The sequence below is a fragment of the Acinetobacter sp. WCHAc060042 genome (assembly GCF_003231195.1).
GTDB lineage: Bacteria > Pseudomonadota > Gammaproteobacteria > Pseudomonadales > Moraxellaceae > Acinetobacter.
The window spans coordinates 1-25,497 of sequence record NZ_QKVN01000017.1 but is presented as its reverse complement, the minus strand read 5'-3'; the positions used below and the strand labels follow the sequence as shown (position 1 = coordinate 25,497).

The window sequence follows — 25,497 nt, the reverse complement described above, 5'->3', positions numbered from 1 at the left end:
TAGCAAAATGCAAAAAATCATGTTGACGTTATTCGTCACTTCACTGCTCGCAGGTTGTTCGACCTTGGGCGTTTATAAAGTTGATATTCCTCAAGGTACACCATTAACTCAAGCACAAGCGTCAAAAATACAAGTTGGCATGAGCCATCAACAAGTTCGCTTTTTACTTGGCAGCCCTACGCTTTCAGATCCAATGAATCCACTACGTTGGGACTACATCTACAATTATACCCCAGGAACCTATGCTAAAAAAGCCAAGATTCCTGCTGCGCATGGGCAACACCTGCAAATCTACTTTGACTCAAATGGTATTGTCCAAAAAATTGAAGGCTTAGAAAGCATCCCTGAATCTCAGCCAGGCTTACCAGCATCGAAAGAAGCGATTCTAAACGCGCCCCCACTATAAAGCCTTATAATAAAAAAGAAACCCCTCAACTGAGGGGTTTTTCATATCACTTCGATTGTTTTAAGCGATTGCCTTTGGCAAAGCGCCCCACAGGGTTATTTTCTGCACGTATCCGACGAATATCTTTAGGATTAATGCTTAAAGCTCGATAAATTTCAACGCGATCCCCAGCTTGTAATATCTGCGCATGCTCTTTTAAACGAACACCAAAAATACCCAGTTGTAATGGTTCTGGTAATTCAACTTGAGAACAAATACCGCTCAGTTGAATCGCATCCAATGCCGTCATCCCCTCAGCAAACGGAACCCGGAGATGAAACTGCTGGTTTGCTGTTGCATAAGCAACCCAGACGTAGTGAAGCTGGCTCATTAGATCAATTTTCCAAGCACAGCCACAATAGCCAATACAATAGAAACGGGTAAGACCACACGCACCGCAATACGCCAAATATTATAAAAAGCTTCATTGCTAAAGTTCATTGACTTACGTAAATGGCTAATTTTCATAATCCAACCAGCAAAAATGGCATAAATCAAACAAATCACTAAGCCCCAAAGCATCAGTAAGATGTTAAAAATCGGACCAGTCGCTGGAATCAACCAAACCAATGTCGCAGCCAGAAGTATCAACCATTGAATGACCACATTCAGTTGACGCTGTGCCAACTGTTCACGTGCCATCTGCAACAACACGGCCGCTGCTGCAACTGCAGTCAAAGCAATGGCATACGCAGGTAATGCTGCTTGTACTGCAAAAAATGCAAAAGCAACCACGGCTAAAATTTGTGCAATCCAAATGGGTAGAACCGTCTTGCTTGCAGCATCTTGCTGTTGAACCTGTAGCAGGCTATTTTGCCAGTACAGACCGAGTCCTAAACCACTTGCCACTAATGCCAATACCGTTGCACTGCCCCATTCTGAGAATTCAACAGGCGTCACTTGCCATTCAGCCGCACCAGCTCCAGAAACATTGGCTACGACTAATGAAACGATTACACCAATAGCCGTTAGGACTAAAATTAGCTTCCGTGGTGCAAAAGACAAAGCGATGGCAACCACAGCCAAACCACCAAAAATCACTGGTGATATACTATCTGGCAGTGCATATTGATTCAGGAGCTGTGCAGCATTAGAGAGCATGCCACCTGCCAAGAAAGGAATAAAGACAACTGCAAGCCAACCCACAAGACGCCAAGTTTGTGATGCATCTGCATCACGGGTTAAACTTGATAATGCGTTTAATGCCGTAGTTTTTGAACGCTTTGCTAAGGCAATTTCTAAATAACACACAGGTAAAGCCAAGATCAGCATGGTGAATAACCAGAGCAACCAAAAGTCGAGCTGACGTTCAACCTGAATTCCCACCAAGGGTGCAAGTGTGGCAATGATAATAAATGATAAACAAAATGCCATCAGCGGCGATAACCATCGTGACATAGCATTGTCTTGCATGATGCGTTCCTTCAATAAGTCTTGCGCTATTTTGCCTTGCTCTCTTATGAAAATCAAAAACAAAAAGCAAACCACCAAAACTGATGATTTGCTGCGCTAAATATAATTAAAATTTATTGTTTTTATCCCTTGTTATGCTCACTTATGAAAAGAAGCGAGCAAACCAGTTTTTCCCTTTTTTCTTTTCTTTTTCTTTGATGATCCCCATCATGTTTTCTTTCACTGCCCCGACATAGTCAGCATCATCGTGTTGAATATGATTAATCAGCCATTTCGACAATACTTCATGCAACTCAGCTTCAATCGACTGTCCTAACTCAAAACGGTCACGATAAGATTCAATTTTTTTAATAAATAAATCATGCACACGCTTATGTGGTACACGGTATTTATAACCCGCCTCTTCTTGAAGAGATTCTTCAAAAGTAAAATGAGATTGTGTGTAATCAATAATATTTTCTAGAATTTGCTTTACACGTGCACGATCAGTATCAACATCAATTGCTTCAATTTCATTAATGTAATCTAAAATACGACGGTGCTGATCGTCAATCACATCGATACCAGTATTATATTCTGGAACCCACTTCATTATCATTCCGACCACCCAATAAAAATTAATAGATTAATTACATGAATTAATCATATCGGTTAGTGATGAAAATAAAAGTGAATCAATTTAGTAGGGTTTCTGATATTAGCATCAAATTCAACATAAGTGATTATTTTATATAAAAATATTAATTTAAACCCGAGCAAAAGAATAAGTTATTTTTTAACCAATTTATTATTTTTAATACACAAAAAATAATAAAAATATGCTTAACATTATTATCAGCATGCTTTTATATTTTATCTATTTTGGAATAATTTAATATTGATCTGCTTTGGTCACTCTTTTTAATGATGGGTCTTTAGCTTCCCGGACTAAGCGTTCTACATGCGTCATTTCATGCCGTATCGCTTTGCCATATTGAAATAAAATCATTTCCCCTGGTGCAAAGGCCGTCCATGCTTCATTTTGAGTTAAAGGCTCTGTAGTAATCACAGCGACTCGATCCTCTACAGTAGTGACTTGACTAAAATCCACTTCAACATCAAGGTCAATCAGCTGCGCGGGTTTAAATGGGTACTCTCGCACCAACCAATGCAGTTTGGTAATAGCGTAACTAAAAAGTGCCTGCCCATTAGACAAACAAAAATTGAACGTACCATGTTCCGCAATTCGTGGAGAAATATCGGTTAATAAATCAAAAACTTGATCTAAACTTGGCTCAACATAACCAAATTTGTTCACTAACTGATCTAGCAAATAACAAAATGCACGTTCACTGTCAGTATTCCCCACAGGGGTAAAACGTCCTGACAGTACAGGATCAAAGTCATGCAAATCGCCATTATGCGCAAAAATCCACTGTCGCCCCCATAGCTCACGGCTAAATGGATGTGAGTTTTCTAAGTTAATTTTTCCCTGCGTCGCTTTGCGGATATGGGCAATCACATTGCGTGATTTGATCGGATAGTTCCGAATTAATTCAGCAATCGGTGACTCAACTGCAGATTGATTATCAACAAACAAACGACAGGCTTTATTCTCAAAAAAAGCAATTCCAAAACCATCACAATGATCTGAGGTAATCCCCGCCCGCTGCGAAAAGCCTCGAAATGAAAAGGTAATATCAGTCGGTGTTGCACAATTCATTCCGAGCAGTTGGCACATAATCTTGATCTTATTTCAAACATATTTATTTATGATGGTTTTATTGTGCATGAGTCCTGACTGGCTTGCAATTCACAATGCTTCATAACCCGAACACATTCACGCATAAAACTATTGTTATAAAACGTATAGGCCTAAAAAAAGCCTCCGAGGAGGCTTTTTAAAATACTAGTGTTTATTACTGCGATTGGTAATTAATGTACCCACACCATGATCGGTGAAAATCTCCAGCAGCGTTGCATGTGGCACACGACCATCTACAATATGCGCGCTCACCACACCGCCTTTCACCGCATCTAGAGCACAGCCCACTTTCGGAATCATTCCGCCGTAGATCACGCCCGTTTCAATGAGACGGTCAACTTCTTGAGTGGTTAGACCCGTGAGTAGATTTTTATTTTCATCTAAAACACCTGAAATATTGGTCAACAAAATCAGCTTTTCAGCACCAAGGGCTTCAGCTACTTTTCCAGCCACCAAATCAGCGTTGATGTTATAAGTATTGCCCTCTTCATCCACACCTAAGGGTGCAATCACAGGAATAAAATCACCACTGCTAAACATCTCCAATACATCAGTTTTAACACTGGTCACTTCACCGACTAGGCCAAGATCAATTTTTTGTACTGTGCCATCTTCCGCAGTTTTTTCCATCAGTAACTTTTGTGCACGCAGTAAGTTACCATCTTTACCCGTTAAACCAATGGCACGACCGCCATGTTGGTTAATCAAGTTCACGATAGATTTATTCACACTACCACCCAACACCATTTCAACCACTTCCATGGTTGCTGGATCGGTCACACGCATGCCATCAATACGGTCAGACTCACGTCCCAACTGCTTTAAAAACGAGTCGACTTGTGGACCTCCGCCATGGACTACAATTGGGTTCAATCCAACGGTTTTTAACAAAACGATGTCACGTGCAAACGAGCTCTCAAGCTCAGGATCGGTCATTGCATTGCCACCATACTTTACAACTAGCGTTTTTCCAGCAAAACGTTGAATGTACGGCAAAGCTTCAGTCAGAACCTGTGCTTTGTCGAGGCCAGTATGTTGATGTGGCATGTGCCTCTCCTTAATGGGCGTCTAATATGTCTTGTGCAATCTGCGGATAATCTGCCGTCAGCATGTGCACAAAGCTATGGCGAATTTGATTGAGCCGCTGATCACTGTCCGCGTCGAAACGCACGGTAAAATACTCGCCCGTATTCGATGCTCGAATAATGCCAAATCCGTCCTCAAAATCAAGTCTTACACCATCAATTTTACTGATTTCTGCTTGAAAGTGCTGACTTTGTTTTTCTACATTCGCTAAAACCAGCACAGGTGAAATTTGATGGGTACTGATATAAATATCTTCAGTACTCGAACGTTCTGGGTAATCTGCCAGTGCTTCTGATAAAGTTAGCTGATGTAAATTTAAATATTCCAATACTCGTAGTGCAGCATACAAACCATCGTCATAACCGAAACCACGCCCATCATTAAACACATAATGCCCAGCATACTCACCGCCAAAGATAGCTTGTCCTTTAGACTGCGCCAAATACTTACGTAGAAATGAACTACCTGTGCGAATCATTTTGGGAGTTCCCTGATGAGCCAGTACTGTGTTGAGAACCATCGTGGAGCATTTCACATCGAACACGACTTCATGCTCGGGATGTTGAGACAAACACATTTGCGCAAACAGTGACAGTAACCGATCAGCTGAAATAATCACTCCGTTTTCATCAATTAAAACAACACGGTCTCCATCCCCATCAAAGGCAATACCGATATCCGCATGCTGCTGTTGCACGGCGTGGCGTAGCAGTTCTAGATGTTTGGCTTGAGATGGATCAGGGGCATGTTCAGGAAATTCACCATTGGCCTCACAGCGTAAAGGGTGAACCACACAATCTAACTTTTTTAGAACCAAGACTGCACAACGCCCCGCAGATCCGTGTAGCCCATCTACCACCACCTTAAATGGTCGAGCTTGGGGTTGCAGTTGGATATCACTCAATAATGCATCTTGATAAGCTAAACAATATTCAGGCACGACCTTATGTGGCAACATCTGCCAGCTCATTTCTGCATGACGATCCAAGCACGCATTTGTATCGTATGCCACTTGCTGAATTGTTTCAGGTAAAGGAGGTTCACTCTGCACAATCCATTTAATACCATTATCCGACTTCGGATTATGGCTGGCTGTCACCATAATGCCATTGCCATCAAACTGACGCGCTGCAAAATACAATACAGGGCTGGCACAACAGCCTATATCATGTGCTTCTAGCCCCTGTTTAATACATTCTTGATAAATAATTTCTGCAAATGCGGGACTGCTTAGCCTAGCATCATAACCAATCGCTAAACGGGTTTGGCCAGCATTTAAATATTGCATCGCTAGCGCCTGCGCAATGGCACGAATCAACTCAGCACTCATGACATCCAATTTGCCACGAATATCATAGGCGCGGAAAATATGTGCAGGGAAATTCGGCTGATAATGCATAGTTCTAACTTCTAATCTGTTCATTTCGAGCAGCTCATTTTCAACTGCCCTTGTTTTTATGGCTTTGTGCTTTTTTTAATTTTACTCAGGATTCAAAAACGAGGTGTAACTTTTTATGAACTAAAAATGAGCACTCAGCATAGAAACAATAAAAGCCCCTCAGATGAGAGGCTTTTTTACATTTTCACGGACCGTTTAGTTTTGACCTGTATGTCCAAAACCACCTGCACCGCGTTCTGTCGCTTCAAATTCTTCTACAATATCAAACTGTGCCTGCATCACAGGTACAAGTACATACTGTGCAAGTCGCTCGCCTGGTTCTAAACTGAATGCCGTTTGACTACGGTTCCAAACTGAAACCATCAATTCACCTTGGTAGTCCGAATCAATTAAACCCACCAAGTTACCTAAAACAATACCGTGTTTATGACCTAACCCTGAACGCGGTAAAATTAAACCTGCAAAATGTGGATCTTCAATATAAATAGATAAACCCGTTTTGACCAAAACCGTTTGTCCCGGTTCAATGACGGTCGCAACATCGACACATGCACGAAGGTCTAAGCCTGCTGAACCCGTTGTCGCATAAGTTGGCATTGGCCATTCATTGCCTAAACGTGAATCCAACACTTTAACCTGAACTTTCATTCTATTCTTCCTCGTACAATAAATTTCAAAAACAAAAAAAATTAGCGTTTAATCAACGCACGTAAATTGTCTAAATAGTGCTGCGCTTGTAATTTCGGATCGACATTGCCCGCCAGTTTCTTTTTCCGCCCTAGCCATTCCAACTCATCTTGCGGCAACTCATCCAAGAAACGACTTGGTGTCATTTGCTTCATCTGCCCGCCCGCTTTGCGTTGTTCTGCCAGCGTAATAGTTAAACCCTGACGCGCACGAGTAATACCCACGTACATCAGGCGACGCTCTTCCTCAACCGTATCTGCGGCAATCGAGTTTTTATGCGGCAGCAATTCTTCCTCAAGACCAATCAGATAGACATATGGAAACTCAAGACCTTTGGATGCATGCAACGTCAACAAGTTTACTTTGTCGGTGTCTTCTTCTTCTTGTTGCTGCTCTAACATATCCAGCAACACCATTTTACGAATCACACTTTCAATGTTTTTCTCATCAACATCTTCAGCACGGTTAATCAAACTTTGAATACTGCTATACAGTACTTCAATATTATCTAGCTTGGTTTTTTCCTGTGCAGGCGTCGCCGCAGACTCTTTGACATAGTCGATATAGCCTGCTTCAACCATCATCTTACGGATAATGGGCACAGGTTCATCATCCTCAAGCAACTCACGAGTAAAGGTGGTAATGAAGTCTGCAAACTCCGCCAACTGCGTGGTGGCTTTTTTAGGAATCACCATGGTGAGACGCTGATCACCCGCTGCTGAAAGCAAAGACAAATGATTTTCTTGAGCAAATAAACCCAGTTTTTCTAAAGTCACAGGGCCAATGGCGCGTTTAGGCGTATTGATGATCCGTAAAAATGCACTGTCATCTTCAGGGTTAATAATGACACGCAAATAACTCATCACGTCTTTGATTTCAGCACGCGCAAAGAACGACTGACCGCCTGATAACTTATATGGAATTTGCATCTGACGGAGCTGTGTTTCCAATGCACGTGCTTGGAAATTACCGCGATACAAAATGGCATAATCTTTCCAATTTTTGCCATTCATCAGTTTATGCGTAATCAAGTCTTTCACCACGCGCTCTGACTCATCGTCATCATTGCGACACGTAATCACGCGAATGACTTCACCATGGCCTTTATCTGACCACAGTTTTTTATCAAAAATATGTGGATTATTACCAATCACGGTATTCGCCGCTTTTAAAATGCGACTGGTCGAACGATAGTTCTGCTCCAGTTTAATCACTTTTAAATTGTGAAAGTCTTCTTTGAGCAAAGCCATGTTTTCAGGCTTAGCCCCACGCCATGCATAGATGGATTGGTCATCATCGCCCACTGCGGTGAACTGCCCCATCACCCCCACCAGTAATTTCACCAAAATATACTGTGCAGTGTTGGTATCTTGATATTCATCGACCAATAAATAGCGAATGCGATTTTGCCAGCGTTCACGAACTTCTGCATTTTCCTGTAAAAGACGCGTCGGCATCACAATCAAGTCATCAAAATCGACCGCATTATAAGCACGTAAATTACGTTCATACAGTTGATACAAATGCGCAAACTGAACATCTTCAGCAGTTTCACAAGTGGTGTGTGCTTGCTCAGGTGGAATCAGATCGTTTTTCCAATCTGAAATCATCTTCATGGCTTTCGCAATCAGCTCTTTACTTTCCGCACCAGATAAATTGTCACGGTGCATCAAGTCCATCAAAATACGCTTACAGTCGTCTGCATCTAAAATAGAAAAATTATTTTTTAATGGTGTGTGTTTTAACTCTAAACGCAACATGTTTAGACCGAAGGTATGGAAAGTCGAAACTGAAAGGCCTTTTGCCTCTTCGCGTGAAAGTAATTTAGTGACACGTTCTTTCATTTCGCGTGCTGCTTTATTGGTAAACGTCATCGCTGTGATGCGATACGCTGGAATACCGCAGTGTTTCACCAAGTAGGCAATCTTACGGGTAATCACCGATGTTTTGCCTGAACCTGCCCCTGCAAGTACTAACAAGGGTCCTTGAGTGTATTTCATTGCTTCAAGTTGCTTGTCGTTCAACTGACTTGCCAGTGACATAGTCTTTCCTCTTTTTAATCCGAGGATGATTATAGTCATCTGAACTCATCTTGCCTAATGCAAAATGCGTTTTATCGGTCATTAAAATTGGCATAAAAAAAACCACCCGAAGGTGGTTTTTCAGTCTTCAATAAAAATTATTGAATTGCGTAGATGCTGATTTCTACACGACGGTTTTGCTCACGGCCTTCAGCAGTCGCGTTAGACGCGATTGGGTTTGCTGAACCTTGACCTTGTGCATTAATACGTGTTGTAGAAACACCTTGAGATGCCAAGTAGCTTGCTACAGATTGCGCACGCGCTTGAGACAGAGGAATGTTGATTGAATCATTACCTGTGCTGTCTGTATAACCTGTTACAAGAATACCGCTCTTGTTATCTTCAGTTAAGGTTTGCGCAACTTTGTTTAAAGTTGAATAGAAGTTCGGCTTGATGTTTGATTTGTTGGTATCAAAAGTAATGTTACCCGGCATGATTAAGCCTACAGAGCCATCTGGATTACGGTTAACTTCTACACCAGTCCCCGCCATTTGTTGGCGAAGTTTCTTCTCTTTGTTGTCAAGGTAAACACCAGTTGAACCACCGACAACTGCGCCAATCGCTGCAGCACGGTTGTTTTGACGGCTAGTATTTGCGTTTCCTTTAGAAATACCATAACCCGCAGCAGCACCAATTAAGGTTCCTAATGCAGCTTTATCGTATTCTACACCACCAATGTTATTACCAGTGCTTTGACAACCTGTAAGAACCATTGCCCCAACGACTGCGGAAATTGCTAGTGCACGCATCGCATGCCTCCTTCTTTGTGTGTTTTGTTTATAGAACAAATATTGTCGTAAAACGATAAACTAGACCATTGATTTTTTGTTAATAATAAAGCCTTTATTTACAATATGTAATAAAAAATTTCCTTTTCAAGGCTTTCTTCGTCACATTTCCTACACAGTTAATGTTTGGTGCTTTTCTATTTGATCATCCCGTACTATATTGACCTTTAGAAAATAGAACGAGTTGTAAAACACATTAGATTTCAGGGTTTATTTTTATGTCATCGCCAAACCAAAAACAACCTTTATTAAAAAAAATCACACGTGGTTTAACTGTTGGTTCAGTCATTACAGGAAGTACTTTTTTTCACGGCCCACCCGTACTGGCACTTGGTCTCACAAAACTGTTTAAACAATCAAAAAAAGTAGATGAAACCAATATTCAAATTACCAACAGCTGGCTAGGGGTGAACAATTATTTAATTGATCATATTTTACCTGATACCCAATGGGATATTTCAGTCGATGAAGATCTTGAGCTAAGTATGCAAGGTCGTTATCTCATGACCTGTAACCACCAAAGTTGGGTCGATACCACAGTCAATCAGTACTTCGGCTTAACCCGTATGCCCCTCACTCGCTTCTTTACCAAGTGGGAACTTATTTTTATTCCATTTGTCGGACAAGCCTTTAAAATTCTAGGTTTTCCAATGATGAAAAGGCATAGTAAAGAACAAATTGCGAAAAATCCTGCATTAAAAACACGCGATATGATTGAAGCGCGCAAGTCTTGTGAACAATTACTGAGTCAACCATTTACCCTATTAAATTATTTGGAAGGTACACGCTTTACCCAAGAAAAACATGACCAGCAACAATCCCCTTATCAACATTTGCTCAAACCCAAAGCAGGCGGTTTAGCTTTGGCCTTAGGGATTTTGGGTAAGGAGATTGATGCGTTGGTGGACATGACCATTGTCTATCCCGATGGTGTGCCTGGCTATAGTGAATTTTGGCTTGGCGAAGTCCCACGGATTGCAGTTAATTTGCGTAAAATTGACATCCCTGCGTGGGTACTTTCTGGAAACTATGAAGACGATGCTCGCTTTCGTGAACAGTTTCAACAATGGGTTGACCAACTTTGGGCTGAAAAAGACCAATTGATTGAACAAATGAAAACCAAATATTCACCTTCCCACTCAACCCAGTAAGGGTCTATGCATGATGCAGAATAACCAAGCCAAAAAATCAAAATATCATCAGGTCGATCCACAAAGTTTGTATTTCAAACTGTTTTTGATCTATGACATTTTTATGGTGTTTCTCATCATTTTTAACTTGTTTTGCTTGTGCGCTAATTTTTTTATCATGAGCAATATTGGTGGATGGTTTTTCCATGCCATTCATCTTGAAAATGTTTTAGCATTTTATCGCGAACATTTGCACCCGTGGGTCATTACCACCGAGGCTTGGTTTATTCTGTTCTTGATTGCTGAATTACTGGTACGTTGGGGTATTGCTATTATTTATAGGCACCATCGTCGCTGGTTTTTCTTCCCTTTCATCCATTGGTACGAAATTTTAGCCATTATTCCACATTTACGCTTTTTAAGGTTATTCCGTGCAGGAGTGATTGCTTTTCGCCTGCATGAATTAGGCTATAACGTCATTCCTCAATCGGTACAAGCTAAGGGCAAATTTTACTACCGCGTGGTGATGGAGGAACTGTCTGACCGCGTCGTGATTACCGTATTGGATGGGGTTAAGCACGAATTAAATACCAGCTCGACCCATAAAAAAATTATCCATGACCTTGTCGATCATCATCGGACTTTATTTGCACAAGCATTGGCCGAAATTCTACAAGAATCTCTCGCGACTGAACTGAAACAGCGTCAGTATTTTATTGCACAAAATGTCGGTCAGATTGTGAACCGTGCGATTGAAGATACCCCCGAACTCACCCAATTACTGCGTTTAATTCCAATTGTGGGAGGACGAATTGAACAGCAAATTCAAAGTATCGGGCAACGTCTCGGTGAAAATATCACTCAAGGCTTATTAGAACCAATGGTTACGGGAAACCCAGCACAACCCAATGCGACCTACCGCTTAATTGCGGAAAAGGTCAGTGATTTAAAAATTGACAATCAGTCATTGGAGCAATTGGTTGAGTCTGTGGTCTATGAAAGTTTGGATGCAATTCGTAAGCAAGTTAAAGTGAAACAATGGCTAGAAGAGCTAGAAAAAGATGATCAAGCCAAAGAATAAGCATTAAGCTAAAAATATTACAAACGTAGCTAGTGCAATCCTTCATTTTGTTCTAGGATTTGCTCTATTTACAACATCACTTCTTTAGTAAAAAATAAATCTGAGAAGTCTTAAGGAAAAATTATGGCTGATATCCGGATAACCGGCAGAATGGTCAATGCAATTCGCATTACCCTTGACACCAATGATCATGATGCAATCCGACAGCAGTTAACTAAAACATTACAAAGTGCATCAACTGCTGGAGCTTTGGTGGTTCTAGAAAGTACTGTTGAGCAAGAGTTAATTTCGCTCATCCAATTACTGCTTGATCTGGATGTTCAACCAATGGCCGTACAAGATGGGATTTTGGCTGAACAAGCACGTGCCATTCAGTTCCCCGTAATTCCAGCCCAAGGTCATGCGGTAGGTGCACAGTTACAAGAAGTTAAAGCAACCAAAGAGCAAGTGGTTGAAGCCCCTGCTCCTGTTGCCACACCGTCTGCCAATGCTCCAGTTGCGGCAGCCTCTGTGATTCGTCATGCGACCTCATACCATGACGAAATTTTACGTACGGGTCAGTGCTTGGTCCAAAATCAAGGCGATATCATTATTACCGCGGGCATTAACAGTGGCTCGGAAGTAATTGCTTCAGGAAATATACATATTTATGGCAGTGCTCGTGGTAGAGTCATTGCCGGCGCGGGTGGAAACACTGCTGCACGTATCTTTTGCCATGCTTTAGAAGCTGAGTTGGTTTCAATTGCAGGAACCTATTGTGTCGCAGATGATATTCCAGCGCAGCATTTAAAACGCCCAACACATATTTACTTAAATGATCAACAAGAGCTTGTATTTGAAGCGCTTGAATTTTAATGTATAAATAAACACCAAAAGCCCCAAATGATAAATAAGGGGATTTAAACCATAACAGGAGTGGATTCGGTGGCGAAAATTGTTGTCGTAACATCAGGCAAAGGTGGCGTAGGCAAAACTACGACAAGTGCATCTTTTGCAACAGGTTTAGCCCTACGTGGTCACAAAACTGTTGTGATCGATTTTGACGTAGGTTTACGTAACCTTGATTTGATCATGGGTTGTGAACGCCGCGTTGTCTATGATTTTGTCAATGTCTTAAATAACGAAGCTCGATTACAACAAGCGCTTATCCGCGATAAAGATATCGAGAACTTATATATTTTACCTGCGTCGCAAACCCGTGATAAAGATGCCTTAACTGATGAAGGCGTAGCGCGTGTTATGGATGAGTTGTCACAAGAGTTTGACTACATTATTTGTGACTCACCCGCAGGGATCGAGCGTGGTGCGATTTTAGCAATGTACCATGCCGACGAAGCAATTATTGTGACAAACCCTGAAATTTCATCTGTACGTGACTCAGACCGTATTATTGGGATGCTCGATAGCAAAACCAAGAAAGTGGAAATGAACGAAGGTCGTATTCGTAAACACTTGTGTATCACACGTTTCAACCCTGAGCGCGCAGATAAACAAGAAATGTTAACTATTGACGACATTTCTAAAGATATTTTACGTGTGCCGACTTTGGGTGTTATTCCTGAATGTAAGAGCGTTTTACAAGCATCGAACGAAGGTAAACCAGTGATTCTCTTCACTGAAGAATCAGCAGGCCAAGCCTATGATGACCTTGTAGCACGTTTCTTAGGTGAAGAACGTCCTTATCGTCACATTACCGTGAAGCCTAAAGGTTGGTTAGCACGATTATTTGGAGCGTAGACATGGCAGGATTTTGGAGTAAGCTTTTTAGTAATGATGAAAAACCGTCTAGTGCACAAACAGCAAAAGATCGTTTGAAAGTTATCGTAGCGTCTGAAAGTGGTTTAGGTAAACGTCTTAGCCAAGAAAAAATCGACCAAATGAAGAAAGAAATCATGCAAGTGGTGAATCGCTATGTTCGCGGTGTAGATGAACAGCACATTCAAATGGCTGTTCGTTCTGAAGCGAATATTGAAATGCTTGAAATGAATATCAATTTGCCTGAAGAACGTTAATCTGATTTTTGATTAGTCAAGCAAATTGAATCAAGGCAGAATATGCGCAGACACAAAAAAGTATTTTTTGTCTCCCATATTTTGCCTTTTTTAATGATTAAACCAGCAAGGAGATTGCTATGGCATTATCTCAGCCAGCAACGTTCAATGAAGAATGGTCAGATGAGCGTGTATTTGCCTATTTAACTCAGCTTCCTCCTGAAGGTGTGAATGGCGACTTTCATGTGTTGTACCATGCATTTAAACACATGCGCCCAAGTGATTATGAGCGTCTGCTCACCCAATTTAAAACGGATGGTCGCGATATTAACGCAGCCAATCCAGAAGGTCAGCGCATTCATGACGTGATTGCCGCTTATCCACGTCAAGCAGCACCATTTTTAGAGGTCTTGGCTAAATTTGCCTAACTCTTCAAAAACAGCCATTTTAAAATGCCAGTTCAGCACAATGGAACTGGCATTTTTTATACATGCAAAAACCACATCCACAGTGGAAAAGTCAGACCAAAACAAATGGTTTGTAAACTAATCACAGCAGCCATGAGCTGACTGTCACCTTGGAAGTATTTAGTGAGGACATAGGCTGCTGATGCCGTTGGGAGCGAGAAAAATACCACTACAATCATGGTTTCAAATGAGGCTAAACCCATTAAACGACAGCCAATATAAGCCAGAATCGGCACAAGGATTAAACGCCCGAAGGTATTTAAAATCAAAGCACGCCCAGCATGCCTCAACGCATTAAACTGTAATGCCGCACCAACACACAATAAACCAAGTGGAAGGCTCATTCCCGCCACCAGTTTTAAGGATTGACTAATGCTTTCAGCTAAGTGCATACCTGAGAAATTAAACATAATCCCCACGATACACGCCAAAATTAGTGGATTCTTCGCAACCGACCACGCAATGTTTTTATAAGACAGCCCCTGCCCTTGAGAAAAACTCAGTACCGACAGTACATTCACCAAAGGAATCACAAAGGCAATAATCATGGCAAAGACTTGCATCCCTGCAGCACCAAAAATCAGTGCCATACTGGTCAAGCCAATATAGGTATTGAAACGAATCTGGCTTTGTAAATACACACCAAACTGAGCGACAGGAAAGTGAAAGATTGCTTTAAGTATCCACAGAACTAAACTAATCAGCAAAGTCACTGCAAAAACAACCGCTAGCGGAGGCAGAACTTGTCCGATATCAAAATGAACTGTAGCTAAACTTGTAAAAAGTAGAACAGGAAATAGAATCCAATAGTTTAGCCTTTCAGCACCTTGCCAAAATTCCACCGTTAAAAAGCGATAACGCTTTAATACATATCCCATGGCGATCAGTACCACCAATGGAATTAATGCATCAATAATTTGCATGACTATGCCTAAACTGAATGATTAAGAAAAAGCCTGCTATCCGCAGGCTGACTTTTCTAAACTAAAATTTCTCGTTTACCGTTCGCACCTTGTGCGCTTACGATTCCGTTTTCTTCCATTTGGTCAACAATCCGTGCCGCACGGTTATAACCCAAACTAAATTTACGTTGTAGCGAAGATACCGAAACTTTGCGTGTTTCCAATACAAAGGACACACACTGATCATAAAGCGCATCACGGTTTGGATCACCATCACCATCTTCAAAGCCACGAGAACTTGGCTCTTCATCAAATGGCGTCAAAATTTCATCGACATAGTCTGGTGAGCCGCGTTCACGCCACGCATCACAAATGCGGTTCACTTCGTCATCGGCAATAAAGGCACCATGTACACGTTCAGGCTCAATTTTACCTGGCCCTAAAAACAACATATCACCATGACCGAGTAAATCTTCTGCACCACCCGCATCCAAAATCGTACGTGAGTCAATTTTTGAGTTCACACGCAAAGCCACACGTGTTGGAATATTAGCTTTAATTAAACCTGTAATCACATCCACCGATGGACGCTGTGTTGCAAGCAATAAGTGAATCCCTGCGGCACGTGATTTTTGCGCCAAACGGGTAATCATTTCTTCTGCTTTTTTTCCGACCTGCATAATCATGTCAGCAAACTCATCGGCCACAATCACAATCGAAGGTAAGGGTTGTAAACGTGGTGCTCGCTCACCTGCAACAGAGTCGCTGGCTTTCCATGTCGGATCAATCAGGTCTTCACCATTAGCAATAGCCTCTTCCACCTTACGGTTGTAGTCTGCAAGCTTACGGATCTTTAAGAAAGACATCAGCTTATAACGACGTTCCATTTCATTCACACACCAATTCAAGGCACTGACCGCGTCTTTCATATCAGTCACAACTGGGGTAAGTAAATGTGGGATATCGTTATAGTTTGCAAGTTCTAACTGTTTTGGATCAATCAGAATCAGGCGCAGTTGCTCTGGCTTATATTTTAACAGCATCGACAAAATCATCGAGTTCACTGCAACGGACTTACCTGAACCTGTAGTTCCCGCAACTAACATATGCGGTGCTTTGCCCAAATCAGTAATCACAGGATTACCTGAAATGTCTTTACCCATTGCCATAGACAGTAAGCCAGCAGGATCTTCAAAGGCTGGGGTTTTTAACAATTCAATCAAACGCACCATTTCACGGCTGCTATTTGGCACTTCAATCCCAATATACGGTTTACCCGGAATAACTTCGACCACACGTACGGAAGCCATGGACATTGAACGTGCCAAATCTCGCGAGATATTGGTGACTTTAGAGGCTTTTACACCTGGAGCCAAATCTAACTCAAATCGAGTTACCACAGGTCCTGGTTGCGCCTCAACCACTTTAGCTTTGACATTAAATTCTTGTAGCTTAATTTCAAGCAATTCAGATAATCGGGCTAACTGTTCCGCGGTGAAATTGACTTTTTTATTCAGATCAACTTCATCGAGCAAATCTAACCCCGGGAGTGGTGATAGATCACGACGACGTTCGACCACTTGCATTGCCAAAGACATCGGACGACCAGAGGCATCCGTCAGTGGCGCATCAAAATCAAACTCGTCTTCATCCTGCGGTTTGCCTGCAGTATCTTGCCATGCTTCAATAAATGCTTCTTTAGATAAAACTTCTTTGACCGCAGCAGGTGTAGCATAAGTGCTCACCGTATTTTGATGTTGAATCGGGGCTTGGACAAAGGCTGAAGACTGAGCATAACTGCTAGTGGTGCGCACTTCAGGTGAAGCCTCTTTACGCTCTTCCCAGTCTTCAGCTAAGAAGTCATCAATATCATCCAATGTATCTAATGGGGCTATTTGTCCAGTCTGGATTGACCGTTGTGATGCTGCCTGAGTCACAGCAGTACTTATTGTTGCCACTGCAACAGGATCTTCAACGACATGTAAATGAGACACAGGTTCAGGCATATTGAATGGGCTATGAACATCCGTTGCTGTTTTGCCGTTAGGTACGGCAGCAAGCAACTCATCAAAGATTTCATCATCATCCCAATCGACATTTTTCTTCTGCGCAGGAGCATTGTCTTGGAAGTAATTTGGATCAGCAATGGGTGCTGTATGATCTTGCACCACTGCTTGAAAATGTTGTTCTGGGCTAAATGGGCGATCTTCTTCGGCAGCACGAAGTAAAGCATCAATATCATTTTTATGACGTTGATCCTCACCTGAGTTTAATGCGCGCCAAACCTCACCTGTCGCCACGACACGTTGGCTGTCTTGTTCTAATTGATGTGCTTTTTCAAGGGTTCGCTCAAGCTCTGCCTCATCATCCACATCCACCTGTTGTTCTTGGACACGGTGTTCTTTCGCAACCATATCATTAAACAAATGCTCTGCTGAATAGTCGCGCTGAGGTGCTTTCACCGATGCCTCTTGCACAGCTGGCGCATCTGCCAATTCCGTTGCATCAATACCCTTTTTCGGTGCTGTTGCAATCACTTCTTTTTTTACACTTGGCGCCGTCCGATCAAAGGCAGACTCGCTTTCAGGCACGTTACGATAAAATAGATCTTGTAAATAAGCTGGGGTTGCTTTGAGCGTCGCGAAAGTACGATTCCACTTGATACCAAAAGCCAAGGTTAGCAAAACTAAAGTAAAAACAACCAAAAATAAAGTTGCACCATAAATACTTAAAATTTGCGACAAACTTTGTCCAAGTTCGTAGCCAATAATCCCGCCTGAGGCATTATCCAAAGTATCTGCGGGAACTTGCCAAAACAAGAACAGTAAGCTGGCCGTTGCAAGCAAAATAAAAAACTGGGCAGCATAACGAAATGGGCGGTTTAAAAAGCTATGTGGCCACCACACTTGAATGGCTTCAATAAACAAAAACACAGGAATAAGTAAACTTGCCCACCCCAAAAAGCCGAACAACAAATCAGCAATCCATGCCCCTGCAACACCACTGGCATTCGAAACTTGCAAGGTATCACTTGATATATGCATCCAGCCCGGATCAAATGGGGTATAGGTCACGGTAGCAAGGAACAAATAAATGCCAAACGAGACTAAAAATAATGTCATTAATAAGCGCTGTGCATAAGCACCCGACACCTCAGTCATATACTGTCCTGTAACAAATTCTTCATTAATGTTTTTGTTCGAAACCTAAAGCAAAAGTTTCACAATAAACGTCATATTATGCACCTCTTCTCTATAAAAAGATGCACTATTCTTAAATGCTTTATGTATAGCGAGTAGATGATTTATCCACTTTTACCCGCTCTACACCGCATATTTCTTCTATATAGCTCAAAACGATTTATATGATCAATAATATCGACATTGAACACACACAACTGTTATAGAGTTTCACGTATAATTCCACAAATTTCTAAATAAAAAAAGGATTCTACGTATGAGCGCTCGTCACTCACGTTTGATTATTCTCGGTTCAGGCCCTGCAGGTTACAGCGCTGCAGTATATGCTGCGCGTGCCAACTTAAAGCCTACATTGATTGCAGGTATCCAACTCGGTGGTCAGCTCACCACAACGACTGAAGTGGATAACTGGCCGGGTGACCCTGAAGGCTTAACAGGCCCTGCACTCATGGAACGTATGCAAGCACATGCGGAACGTTTTGGTACTGAAATCATCTACGATCATATCAATGAAGTCGATCTTTCTGTACGTCCATTCGTCCTTAAAGGTGATATGGATGAGTTCACTTGTGATGCACTGATTATTGCCACAGGTGCGACCGCTCAGTACCTAGGTCTTGAATCTGAAGCTGCTTTTATGGGCCAAGGCGTGAGCGCATGTGCAACCTGTGATGGTTTCTTCTACAAAAACCAAAAAGTCATGGTTGTGGGTGGAGGCAATACTGCAGTCGAAGAGGCGCTGTATTTGTCTAACATTGCATCGCATGTGACTTTGGTTCACCGTCGTGATTCATTGCGTTCTGAAAAAATCCTTCAAGATCATTTATTTGAAAAAGAAAAAGAAGGAAAAATCAGCATCATTTGGAATCACCAAGTCGATGAAGTTTTAGGTGACAACACGGGCGTAACCGCAGTTCGCTTAAAATCAACTCAAGACGAATCCACCCAAAACATTGATGTACAAGGTTTATTTGTTGCAATTGGTCACAAACCAAACAGTTCAATGTTTGATGGTCAATTGAACTTACGTGATGGCTATATCCAAGTTCAAAGCGGTACATCTGGTAATGCCACCGCTGCTTCTGTCGCAGGTGTATTCGCAGCAGGTGATATTGCAGATAGTGTTTATCGTCAAGCAATCACTTCAGCAGGTTCAGGCTGTATGGCTGCACTAGATGCGGAAAAATATTTGGATGCTTTAGGCGAATAATCTAAGCCTTTAAAAAAGACCGCCCACAATGGGCGGTTTTTTTATGTATGATCTAAGGGTCATTTTTTATCATGTTTCGACTTTACTATGCAGCAGTTACCGCCTTCTGAGTATATCTTTCCCGATCCGCTTGAAGTTGACCCCGAGGGTGAAGGCTTAATTTGTATCGGTGCAGACCTCTCCCCATCTACCCTGTTTGAGGCTTATAGCCATGGTCTCTTTCCATGGTTCTCCGCAGGTGAACCCATTTGCTGGTGGAGCCCTGAACCACGTTGCATCATCCGACCGCAGGATTATCAGCCCAGTAGAACCCTACTTCGTAGCATGAAAAAGCAAGATTATCGCATCACCATCAATCAAGCTTTTGAACGGGTGATCCGTGCCTGTTCACTGCCACGCAGCTATGCCAATGACACATGGATCAGTGAAGATATTATTGAGGGTTATTGTGACATATTTGATGCAGGCTATGGCTATAGTGTCGAGGTTTGGGATCAAACACGCTTAGTCGGAGGACTTTATGGTGTCAGCATTGGCAAAGGTTGTTTTGGGGAGTCTATGTTCAGTATCGAAACTGATGTTTCAAAAATGGCATTTTATACACTGATGTTGATTGGACGTGAAAATGAACTACCTTGGATCGACTGCCAATTGGTCAATGATCATCTGTTGAGCCTCGGTGCTTGTACACTTTCTCGGCAAACCTACTTAAAATCGTTACAAGATGTTGTAAATCAACCTGCTATTGATTGGAAAATATATCAGGAGGGTGTATTTTCAAGTAAAACAATAGCGCAGAATGCGCGACTGATTGAATAAAGAATAATAGAGGGATTTACTATGAATTCGTATCACCCGAAGTCCCTACTGAATGATTTACAGTATTACATTACCCCACCGCATGACTGTAGCTATCTAGAAAAAAAGTCAGCTCGGATGGTGTTCCTCGATCCAGCACATCGTATTGATGTGGTTACACTGTCCGAACTTTCTCGTGTCGGTTTCCGTCGCAGTGGAGATTTTGTCTACCGCCCAGAGTGTCATCTGTGTCGACAGTGTTTGTCTAGCCGTGTACCTGTACGCGAATTTAAAATGAACAGCAGTCAAAAAAAGGCATGGAAACGCAACCAAGACCTTACTTTAAAGATTACTCGCACGGCAGATGCCACTAAAAAGCATTATGACTTATATGAGCGTTATATCTTTAAACGCCATGCCGATGGAGATATGTTCCCACCTAGTCGTGACCAATTTGATAAATTTCTCGTGCACAGCTGTACTGATAGCTTTTTCCTAGAACTATGGAAAGAAGACCGCCTCATCTGTGTTTCGACTTGTGACCCTTTAGATGATGGCTTATCTGCGGTCTACACGTTTTTTGACCCCGATGAAAGCAAACGCTCACTGGGGGCTTTTGCCATCTTAAAACAAATTGAGCTTGCTAAAGCACGTGCTTTACAGTTTGTGTACTTGGGTTACTGGGTACCACACTCAGAAAAAATGAACTACAAATCGCAATATTTGCCTTTAGAGCTACTCATTGATGGCCAATGGCGTCGACTCAACCACAGTCTCAGTACAGAAGAAGTCGAGCAATTGGGAAACTCATTAATGACCACCCTACCTTCGGGCTGGAATAATGCCATTATTAAATAGTCATCGTATTCAATTCAACTTTTCGATTATTTAAACAGTTCGGCAAAGTCATCACTGCACGATTTCACCATAATAATGGCATGCTCACGAGTCCCATCGGGTTTAGGATAATAATTTTTCCGCAGATCAATCTGATGAAAACCCGACTTTTCATACAATGCAATGGCCGCCTGATTGCTCTCACGGACTTCTAAAAAGACTTGCAGTGGGTTGTTTTTGAGTTGTGCCAATGAAGCATCGAGCAGTTGATAACCCAGCCCTTTGCCTTGCTGACTCGGATGAATAGCCATCAATAGTAAATTGGCTTCATCAAGTACAGGTTGCAGGATACAAAATCCGACCACCTGCCCCGCCTGCTCAATCACGGTACTATGATAAGACTGGATTGACTCTTGAAACTGTTGCAAGCTCCAAGGATGGGTTTGAACTAAACGCTCAATCTGAACGACTTGATCTAAGTCCGCAGTGTGCATTAAACGAATCATCTTCGTTTATCTTTCTAAAATAAGGATGCAACATTATAAAAAATTTGTAGCTAAAATCGAATACAAAAATGAGCGATTTATATCGCTCAAAGTGTCAATACAACTTAAAAACCTAACTTTGCTTTCCACTTTTCCAGTAAAGCATCGGTATCGTGGTCATTGGGGTGAAAACCGGGTTTGAAATACATCATTATTTCACGCCCCATCCCCGTTATAATGCCTTTCGATGGGCTATATCCATAGGTATAAATATCTTTTAATGCCGCCATATTCAACAGTTTGTCTTGTTGCAATAACCGAAATACGAAATACGACTGTACAAGGAACAGAATTGCCATTGCTGCAACCAAAGAGCTGGTTCTTAAAAGATATGCTTTGAAGCCTTTATCAAAAACACCTTCAAAAACATCATATGCCACTGCTTTATGTTCATTTTCTTCAATCGCATGCCATAACCACATGGTTTTCATGGTTTCATCTGTCATAAGTTCTTGGATGTGTTTATTGACCAACAGTTGAGAGGCAATCGTTGCAGTAAAATGCTCTAACGCTGTAGTTGCGGTTAAATCGACCATTTCTTGAGTGATGCCCACAGGTTTACCTAAAAAAGCAAATACTTTACGCGTGGTCTGAATCGCACGATCAGTATAGTGATCAAGGGTTGCCACATCATGTCCATATTTTTGTGCTGAAGCATTAAAGCCTTCATGCTCTTGCGTATGCATCGCCTCTTGACCAATAAAGGCTGAAATTTCCTTTTGCAGTTCAGCATTGTCTTTGATTGCTGGATGCTGGCGTACGGCACGGACACTGTCGATAAAAAACATCTCACCTGCTGGAAAGAGTGCCGATAACGCTGTCATAAAATGGGTCAGCCCTGCCGAACCATTCATCCAATATTCAGGCACATTTTCAAACTCAAAGTTCATTCGACGTACAGGGAAACTCGCACCTGCGCGATTGGTAATTTTTACCTTGGCATTCATCTTTCGGCTCCTATGAACATCCGATAAAGATATTCAATCCTTATATTTATTCTGTCTTTTTATCTTACGTGATTAGGCTCTGCCCATAAGTGCAGTTAAGGTCAGCAAAATATCAGTTTAGGACAGTTTTAGAGCTAAATTGTTAGACAATCCACCCCACACCCAGATCCACCTAAAGATAGAAAGTTAGTACAAACAAAGATGATGAGCATAAAAATAAGGCATTAGGCCTCATTTTTTATGCTGCTACATGCACCAAGTGCACGGGAACTTTTTCCTTTAAAAAGCCGATTTGCAAAGCAATATTCTTTTCAAAAACTTCACCTGAGCAAAGTTCAAAATGATTACTTTGCAGCATGTAATAGCGTGCATTTGGCATTTTATGGACCGCCACACGCATTGCTGTTTCTGGAATGACTGTATCGTTTTGCCCTGAAATCACCAAAATTGGCATATTCAATTTATGCACGGAACGAATCGGGTTATATAATGGTACCTCTAAGAAGATACGGGCCCGAGTTTTGTTTCCCAGCTCGCATTCTCGGGAAGTTGCGACAGATAACCCTCCCATGCATCTGCTGTGGTCATGGCCGCATCATCCTGCACATGCCCAACAATTGGACGATAAACGGGTTTATTGAGCAAGCCACCCATCAAGTCACAAAGACCAACAACACTCAAACGGGCCAATTTTGCCAGTGGAACACCTTTCAAACTGGATAAACCACTGACAAGCGGTGCTTGAAGTAATACTGCACAAATTTCTGGATGATTGGCTGCAGTTTGAATCGCATGTCCACCCGAGAAAGAATACCCCCACCACTCATAAAACTTAATTGTTTTATATTCATGCCCATATTCCCTTTTCGGCAATTAATTTTGGCGCATCTCTTCATCTACAGCATACGCCAAAGCCTTCCCCAACTTATGCTGCCTTCACTTTTCCTTTAGGCTTCTCTAAAACAACTGACCAAACCAGATTCGGACTATCAACGGATTGGTTAAACATTTCTGTATCTTTTTCAAGATTATGGCTAACAAACCATTCGGAAGACTTTCCTTGACGCGGCAAGACCCAATCCCCTCGTTGTACATAACCCGATTGCATGCCATATACGATACTATGCTCTGTCTTCTCATTGATTGGCGCAACCGCTTTAACAGCAGCCATTTGACGAATATCCAACTCATTGATTAAGCGACAAATATAATCACACGCTAAATCAATTTTGAGTGTCCAAGGCGCATTGGTATAACCAAATAAGTACGCAAAATTAGGAACATCCTGAATTAATGTTCCTTTATAACTCATTTTTTCATTCGGTTTAATCTGCTCTTGATCGACCGAAATTTGAATCCCCCCAAGCATCTGTAACTCAAGGCCTGTCGCACTTACAATAATATCTGCATCAAGCATTTCACCTGATTTCAACAAAATACCCTTTTCGCTAAAACACTCAATATGATCTGTTACAACAGAAGCTTTACCTTCGCGAATTACAGCAAATAAATCATTATCTGGAATAGCACAAAGACGCTCATCCCAAGGCATATATTTCGGTGTGAAGTGGGACATATCATAGTGCTCACCCAACGCTTTTTGTGCATTTGATAGCAAGAATGAGCGCATTTTATTTGGGAAACGACGTGATAATTTATAAATACCACGCTGCATAAAGATATTACGCTTACGGAAAATTTTATACACCAACTCTTCAGATAAGACTTTTCGGCAGGCATCAACCAATTTGTCGGTATTTGGCACATTAATCACATAACTTGGAGAACGCTGCAACATCGTGATATGCGCAGTCTCATTTGCCATCGCAGGAATTAAGGTCACCGCAGTTGCGCCACTGCCAATCACCACCACACGTTTGTTTTTATAATCTAAGTTCTCTGGCCAGTGCTGCGGATGCACAAATTGCCCTTTAAAATTTTCCAAACCTTGATACTTTGGCGTATAACCTTGATCATGGTTATAATAACCTGTAGCGGTGATCAGATAATTACAACCAAATTGACATACTTCGCCCGTTGCCTCATCTATCGCATCTACCGTCCAACGATTGGTTCGAGTGGAAAAATTTGCTGAGTTAATTTTAATACCGTACTGAATTTTCTGATCAATACCAAATTTTTCAGCAGTGTCTTTTAAATAGCTTTTTATGGACCCTCCCGCAGCTAAAACTTGATTACTATTCCAAGGGCTGAACTTAAAGCCAAAACTAATCACATCTGAGTCAGAGCGAATTCCAGGATAACGAAAAAGATCCCACGTCCCGCCTAAAGCCTGACGACGTTCTAAAATAGTAAATGATTTATGCGGGCTTTGTTGAGTTAATTGGCATCCCATACCAATACCCGAAAGCCCTGCTCCGATGATGACGACATCATATTCCTTTTGCATTTTGCATCTCCTTGTCGCTTTTGTATTTTTCTTCCATTTATACTAATTCTTATGAAAATTAAAACTTGACATAATGAGACAGATATTTAACTCTAGGAGACAGGCTTAATAAGGGACAAGAATTGAATTTACTTCTTCTTTACAGCACATAAGCAACTAATTTATATAATTTTTATTAAAAAACAATCGTAAAACAAAACCATCTTATTACTAAATAAAGTTCATAAAAGCTTATCAATATTGCACTGCGGCAATAACTAACAATCCAACAAACAAAACATCTAACTAGACACCATAAAAAAAGCGCCCCAAAGGGGCGCTTTTTCACACAATCAG

Annotated in this window: 26 protein-coding genes; 10 read left to right on the top strand and 16 right to left on the bottom strand. The window is 41.6% G+C overall.

Annotated features, from left to right (window positions below):
- The first annotated feature begins 7 nt into the window (after positions 1-7).
- Positions 8-406 carry an outer membrane protein assembly factor BamE gene (locus DPG01_RS09010; RefSeq protein ID WP_086208200.1) on the top strand — a complete coding sequence of 133 codons (399 nt, stop codon included), beginning with the start codon at positions 8-10 and terminating at the stop codon, positions 404-406.
- A gap of 46 nt (positions 407-452) precedes the next feature.
- Here the strand turns inward: DPG01_RS09010 and DPG01_RS09005 are convergent, their stop codons facing one another.
- The 9 genes from DPG01_RS09005 to DPG01_RS08965 form a co-directional block, all read right to left on the bottom strand.
- The gene (locus tag DPG01_RS09005) at positions 453-776 is read right to left on the bottom strand and encodes an RnfH family protein (RefSeq protein ID WP_086208201.1); all 324 of its coding nucleotides are present in this window, start codon (positions 774-776) and stop codon (positions 453-455) included.
- Positions 776-1,858 carry a hypothetical protein gene (locus DPG01_RS09000; RefSeq protein ID WP_110974848.1) on the bottom strand — a complete coding sequence of 361 codons (1,083 nt, stop codon included), beginning with the start codon at positions 1,856-1,858 and terminating at the stop codon, positions 776-778. Before DPG01_RS09000 ends, DPG01_RS09005 begins: the two co-directional genes overlap by 1 nt.
- A 142-nt stretch (positions 1,859-2,000) precedes the next feature.
- A complete protein-coding gene (locus tag DPG01_RS08995) occupies positions 2,001-2,456 on the bottom strand; it encodes a bacteriohemerythrin (protein WP_086208203.1) in 456 nt (151 codons plus the stop codon).
- 273 nt (positions 2,457-2,729) lie between these two features.
- Complete coding sequence (locus DPG01_RS08990) at positions 2,730-3,578, bottom strand: class II glutamine amidotransferase (protein ID WP_110974847.1); 849 nt, start codon at positions 3,576-3,578, stop codon at positions 2,730-2,732.
- Between the two features lie 168 nt (positions 3,579-3,746).
- Entirely contained in the window at positions 3,747-4,649 is a 903-nt protein-coding gene (argB, locus tag DPG01_RS08985) for an acetylglutamate kinase (protein WP_110974846.1), read from the bottom strand.
- Positions 4,650-4,659: 10 nt separating this feature from the next.
- Positions 4,660-6,087: a phosphomannomutase/phosphoglucomutase gene (locus tag DPG01_RS08980; protein WP_110974845.1), complete on the bottom strand. Its 1,428-nt coding sequence runs from the start codon at positions 6,085-6,087 to the stop codon at positions 4,660-4,662.
- Between the two features lie 195 nt (positions 6,088-6,282).
- On the bottom strand, positions 6,283-6,735 hold the full coding sequence (dut, locus tag DPG01_RS08975) for a dUTP diphosphatase (RefSeq protein WP_086208207.1): 453 nt from the start codon (positions 6,733-6,735) through the stop codon (positions 6,283-6,285).
- A gap of 41 nt (positions 6,736-6,776) precedes the next feature.
- Complete coding sequence (locus tag DPG01_RS08970) at positions 6,777-8,816, bottom strand: UvrD-helicase domain-containing protein (RefSeq protein WP_110974844.1); 2,040 nt, start codon at positions 8,814-8,816, stop codon at positions 6,777-6,779.
- A gap of 137 nt (positions 8,817-8,953) precedes the next feature.
- Complete coding sequence (locus tag DPG01_RS08965; RefSeq protein ID WP_110974843.1) at positions 8,954-9,604, bottom strand: OmpA family protein; 651 nt, start codon at positions 9,602-9,604, stop codon at positions 8,954-8,956.
- A gap of 257 nt (positions 9,605-9,861) precedes the next feature.
- Here DPG01_RS08965 and DPG01_RS08960 point away from each other — a divergent pair, with 257 nt between their 5' ends.
- The 6 genes from DPG01_RS08960 (at position 9,862) to DPG01_RS08935 (ending at position 14,273) form a co-directional block, all read left to right on the top strand.
- On the top strand, positions 9,862-10,794 hold the full coding sequence (locus tag DPG01_RS08960) for an acyltransferase (RefSeq protein ID WP_086208210.1): 933 nt from the start codon (positions 9,862-9,864) through the stop codon (positions 10,792-10,794).
- Positions 10,795-10,804: 10 nt separating this feature from the next.
- Positions 10,805-11,854: a preprotein translocase subunit SecA gene (locus DPG01_RS08955; RefSeq protein ID WP_416346130.1), complete on the top strand. Its 1,050-nt coding sequence runs from the start codon at positions 10,805-10,807 to the stop codon at positions 11,852-11,854.
- A gap of 123 nt (positions 11,855-11,977) precedes the next feature.
- Positions 11,978-12,709 (top strand): septum site-determining protein MinC, encoded by a 732-nt coding sequence (gene minC, locus DPG01_RS08950; protein ID WP_110974842.1) that lies wholly within the window; start codon positions 11,978-11,980, stop codon positions 12,707-12,709.
- Positions 12,710-12,778: 69 nt separating this feature from the next.
- Complete coding sequence (gene minD, locus DPG01_RS08945; RefSeq protein ID WP_004694902.1) at positions 12,779-13,591, top strand: septum site-determining protein MinD; 813 nt, start codon at positions 12,779-12,781, stop codon at positions 13,589-13,591.
- A gap of 2 nt (positions 13,592-13,593) precedes the next feature.
- On the top strand, positions 13,594-13,866 hold the full coding sequence (gene minE / locus DPG01_RS08940) for a cell division topological specificity factor MinE (RefSeq protein ID WP_086208212.1): 273 nt from the start codon (positions 13,594-13,596) through the stop codon (positions 13,864-13,866).
- A gap of 119 nt (positions 13,867-13,985) precedes the next feature.
- Complete coding sequence (locus tag DPG01_RS08935) at positions 13,986-14,273, top strand: PA4642 family protein (RefSeq protein WP_110974841.1); 288 nt, start codon at positions 13,986-13,988, stop codon at positions 14,271-14,273.
- A 56-nt stretch (positions 14,274-14,329) separates the two neighbouring features.
- Here DPG01_RS08935 and DPG01_RS08930 read toward each other — a convergent pair whose 3' ends face one another.
- The gene (locus DPG01_RS08930) at positions 14,330-15,235 is read right to left on the bottom strand and encodes an AEC family transporter (protein ID WP_110974840.1); all 906 of its coding nucleotides are present in this window, start codon (positions 15,233-15,235) and stop codon (positions 14,330-14,332) included.
- 56 nt (positions 15,236-15,291) lie between these two features.
- Entirely contained in the window at positions 15,292-18,375 is a 3,084-nt protein-coding gene (locus DPG01_RS08925) for a DNA translocase FtsK (protein ID WP_110974839.1), read from the bottom strand.
- Between the two features lie 295 nt (positions 18,376-18,670).
- On the opposite strand from DPG01_RS08925, the gene trxB reads away from it, so the two are divergent.
- From trxB to DPG01_RS08910, 3 genes are all read left to right on the top strand, one after another.
- A complete protein-coding gene (gene trxB / locus DPG01_RS08920; RefSeq protein ID WP_086208215.1) occupies positions 18,671-19,624 on the top strand; it encodes a thioredoxin-disulfide reductase in 954 nt (317 codons plus the stop codon).
- 87 nt (positions 19,625-19,711) lie between these two features.
- Positions 19,712-20,443 (top strand): leucyl/phenylalanyl-tRNA--protein transferase, encoded by a 732-nt coding sequence (aat, locus tag DPG01_RS08915; protein ID WP_110974838.1) that lies wholly within the window; start codon positions 19,712-19,714, stop codon positions 20,441-20,443.
- Between the two features lie 21 nt (positions 20,444-20,464).
- Positions 20,465-21,280 (top strand): arginyltransferase, encoded by an 816-nt coding sequence (locus DPG01_RS08910; RefSeq protein ID WP_086208217.1) that lies wholly within the window; start codon positions 20,465-20,467, stop codon positions 21,278-21,280.
- A gap of 26 nt (positions 21,281-21,306) precedes the next feature.
- Here DPG01_RS08910 and rimI read toward each other — a convergent pair whose 3' ends face one another.
- From rimI to DPG01_RS08885, 5 genes are all read right to left on the bottom strand, one after another.
- Entirely contained in the window at positions 21,307-21,765 is a 459-nt protein-coding gene (gene rimI / locus DPG01_RS08905) for a ribosomal protein S18-alanine N-acetyltransferase (protein WP_086208218.1), read from the bottom strand.
- Positions 21,766-21,869: 104 nt separating this feature from the next.
- A complete protein-coding gene (locus DPG01_RS08900) occupies positions 21,870-22,751 on the bottom strand; it encodes a metal-dependent hydrolase (RefSeq protein ID WP_110974837.1) in 882 nt (293 codons plus the stop codon).
- A 238-nt stretch (positions 22,752-22,989) separates the two neighbouring features.
- On the bottom strand, positions 22,990-23,220 hold the full coding sequence (locus DPG01_RS08895; protein WP_139841343.1) for an alpha/beta fold hydrolase: 231 nt from the start codon (positions 23,218-23,220) through the stop codon (positions 22,990-22,992).
- Between the two features lie 29 nt (positions 23,221-23,249).
- Positions 23,250-23,624, bottom strand: coding sequence for a hypothetical protein (locus DPG01_RS08890; RefSeq protein ID WP_110974836.1), 375 nt, complete (start codon positions 23,622-23,624; stop codon positions 23,250-23,252).
- Between the two features lie 52 nt (positions 23,625-23,676).
- Positions 23,677-25,161: a flavin-containing monooxygenase gene (locus tag DPG01_RS08885; RefSeq protein WP_110974835.1), complete on the bottom strand. Its 1,485-nt coding sequence runs from the start codon at positions 25,159-25,161 to the stop codon at positions 23,677-23,679.
- Positions 25,162-25,497 lie beyond the last annotated feature (336 nt).

Bases quoted from the DNA above. Each gene is read 5' to 3' on its own strand.
- DPG01_RS09010 (WP_086208200.1), top strand. From the start codon at position 8: ATGCAAAAAATCATGTTGACGTTATTCGTCACTTCACTGCTCGCAGGT.
- DPG01_RS09005 (WP_086208201.1), bottom strand. From the start codon at position 776: ATGAGCCAGCTTCACTACGTCTGGGTTGCTTATGCAACAGCAAACCAG.
- DPG01_RS09000 (WP_110974848.1), bottom strand. From the start codon at position 1,858: ATGCAAGACAATGCTATGTCACGATGGTTATCGCCGCTGATGGCATTT.
- DPG01_RS08995 (WP_086208203.1), bottom strand. From the start codon at position 2,456: ATGATAATGAAGTGGGTTCCAGAATATAATACTGGTATCGATGTGATT.
- DPG01_RS08990 (WP_110974847.1), bottom strand. From the start codon at position 3,578: ATGTGCCAACTGCTCGGAATGAATTGTGCAACACCGACTGATATTACC.
- argB (WP_110974846.1), bottom strand. From the start codon at position 4,649: ATGCCACATCAACATACTGGCCTCGACAAAGCACAGGTTCTGACTGAA.
- DPG01_RS08980 (WP_110974845.1), bottom strand. From the start codon at position 6,087: ATGCATTATCAGCCGAATTTCCCTGCACATATTTTCCGCGCCTATGAT.
- dut (WP_086208207.1), bottom strand. From the start codon at position 6,735: ATGAAAGTTCAGGTTAAAGTGTTGGATTCACGTTTAGGCAATGAATGG.
- DPG01_RS08970 (WP_110974844.1), bottom strand. From the start codon at position 8,816: ATGTCACTGGCAAGTCAGTTGAACGACAAGCAACTTGAAGCAATGAAA.
- DPG01_RS08965 (WP_110974843.1), bottom strand. From the start codon at position 9,604: ATGCGTGCACTAGCAATTTCCGCAGTCGTTGGGGCAATGGTTCTTACA.
- DPG01_RS08960 (WP_086208210.1), top strand. From the start codon at position 9,862: ATGTCATCGCCAAACCAAAAACAACCTTTATTAAAAAAAATCACACGT.
- DPG01_RS08955 (WP_416346130.1), top strand. From the start codon at position 10,805: ATGATGCAGAATAACCAAGCCAAAAAATCAAAATATCATCAGGTCGAT.
- minC (WP_110974842.1), top strand. From the start codon at position 11,978: ATGGCTGATATCCGGATAACCGGCAGAATGGTCAATGCAATTCGCATT.
- minE (WP_086208212.1), top strand. From the start codon at position 13,594: ATGGCAGGATTTTGGAGTAAGCTTTTTAGTAATGATGAAAAACCGTCT.
- DPG01_RS08935 (WP_110974841.1), top strand. From the start codon at position 13,986: ATGGCATTATCTCAGCCAGCAACGTTCAATGAAGAATGGTCAGATGAG.
- DPG01_RS08930 (WP_110974840.1), bottom strand. From the start codon at position 15,235: ATGCAAATTATTGATGCATTAATTCCATTGGTGGTACTGATCGCCATG.
- DPG01_RS08925 (WP_110974839.1), bottom strand. From the start codon at position 18,375: ATGACTGAGGTGTCGGGTGCTTATGCACAGCGCTTATTAATGACATTA.
- trxB (WP_086208215.1), top strand. From the start codon at position 18,671: ATGAGCGCTCGTCACTCACGTTTGATTATTCTCGGTTCAGGCCCTGCA.
- aat (WP_110974838.1), top strand. From the start codon at position 19,712: ATGCAGCAGTTACCGCCTTCTGAGTATATCTTTCCCGATCCGCTTGAA.
- DPG01_RS08910 (WP_086208217.1), top strand. From the start codon at position 20,465: ATGAATTCGTATCACCCGAAGTCCCTACTGAATGATTTACAGTATTAC.
- rimI (WP_086208218.1), bottom strand. From the start codon at position 21,765: ATGATTCGTTTAATGCACACTGCGGACTTAGATCAAGTCGTTCAGATT.
- DPG01_RS08900 (WP_110974837.1), bottom strand. From the start codon at position 22,751: ATGAATGCCAAGGTAAAAATTACCAATCGCGCAGGTGCGAGTTTCCCT.
- DPG01_RS08885 (WP_110974835.1), bottom strand. From the start codon at position 25,161: ATGCAAAAGGAATATGATGTCGTCATCATCGGAGCAGGGCTTTCGGGT.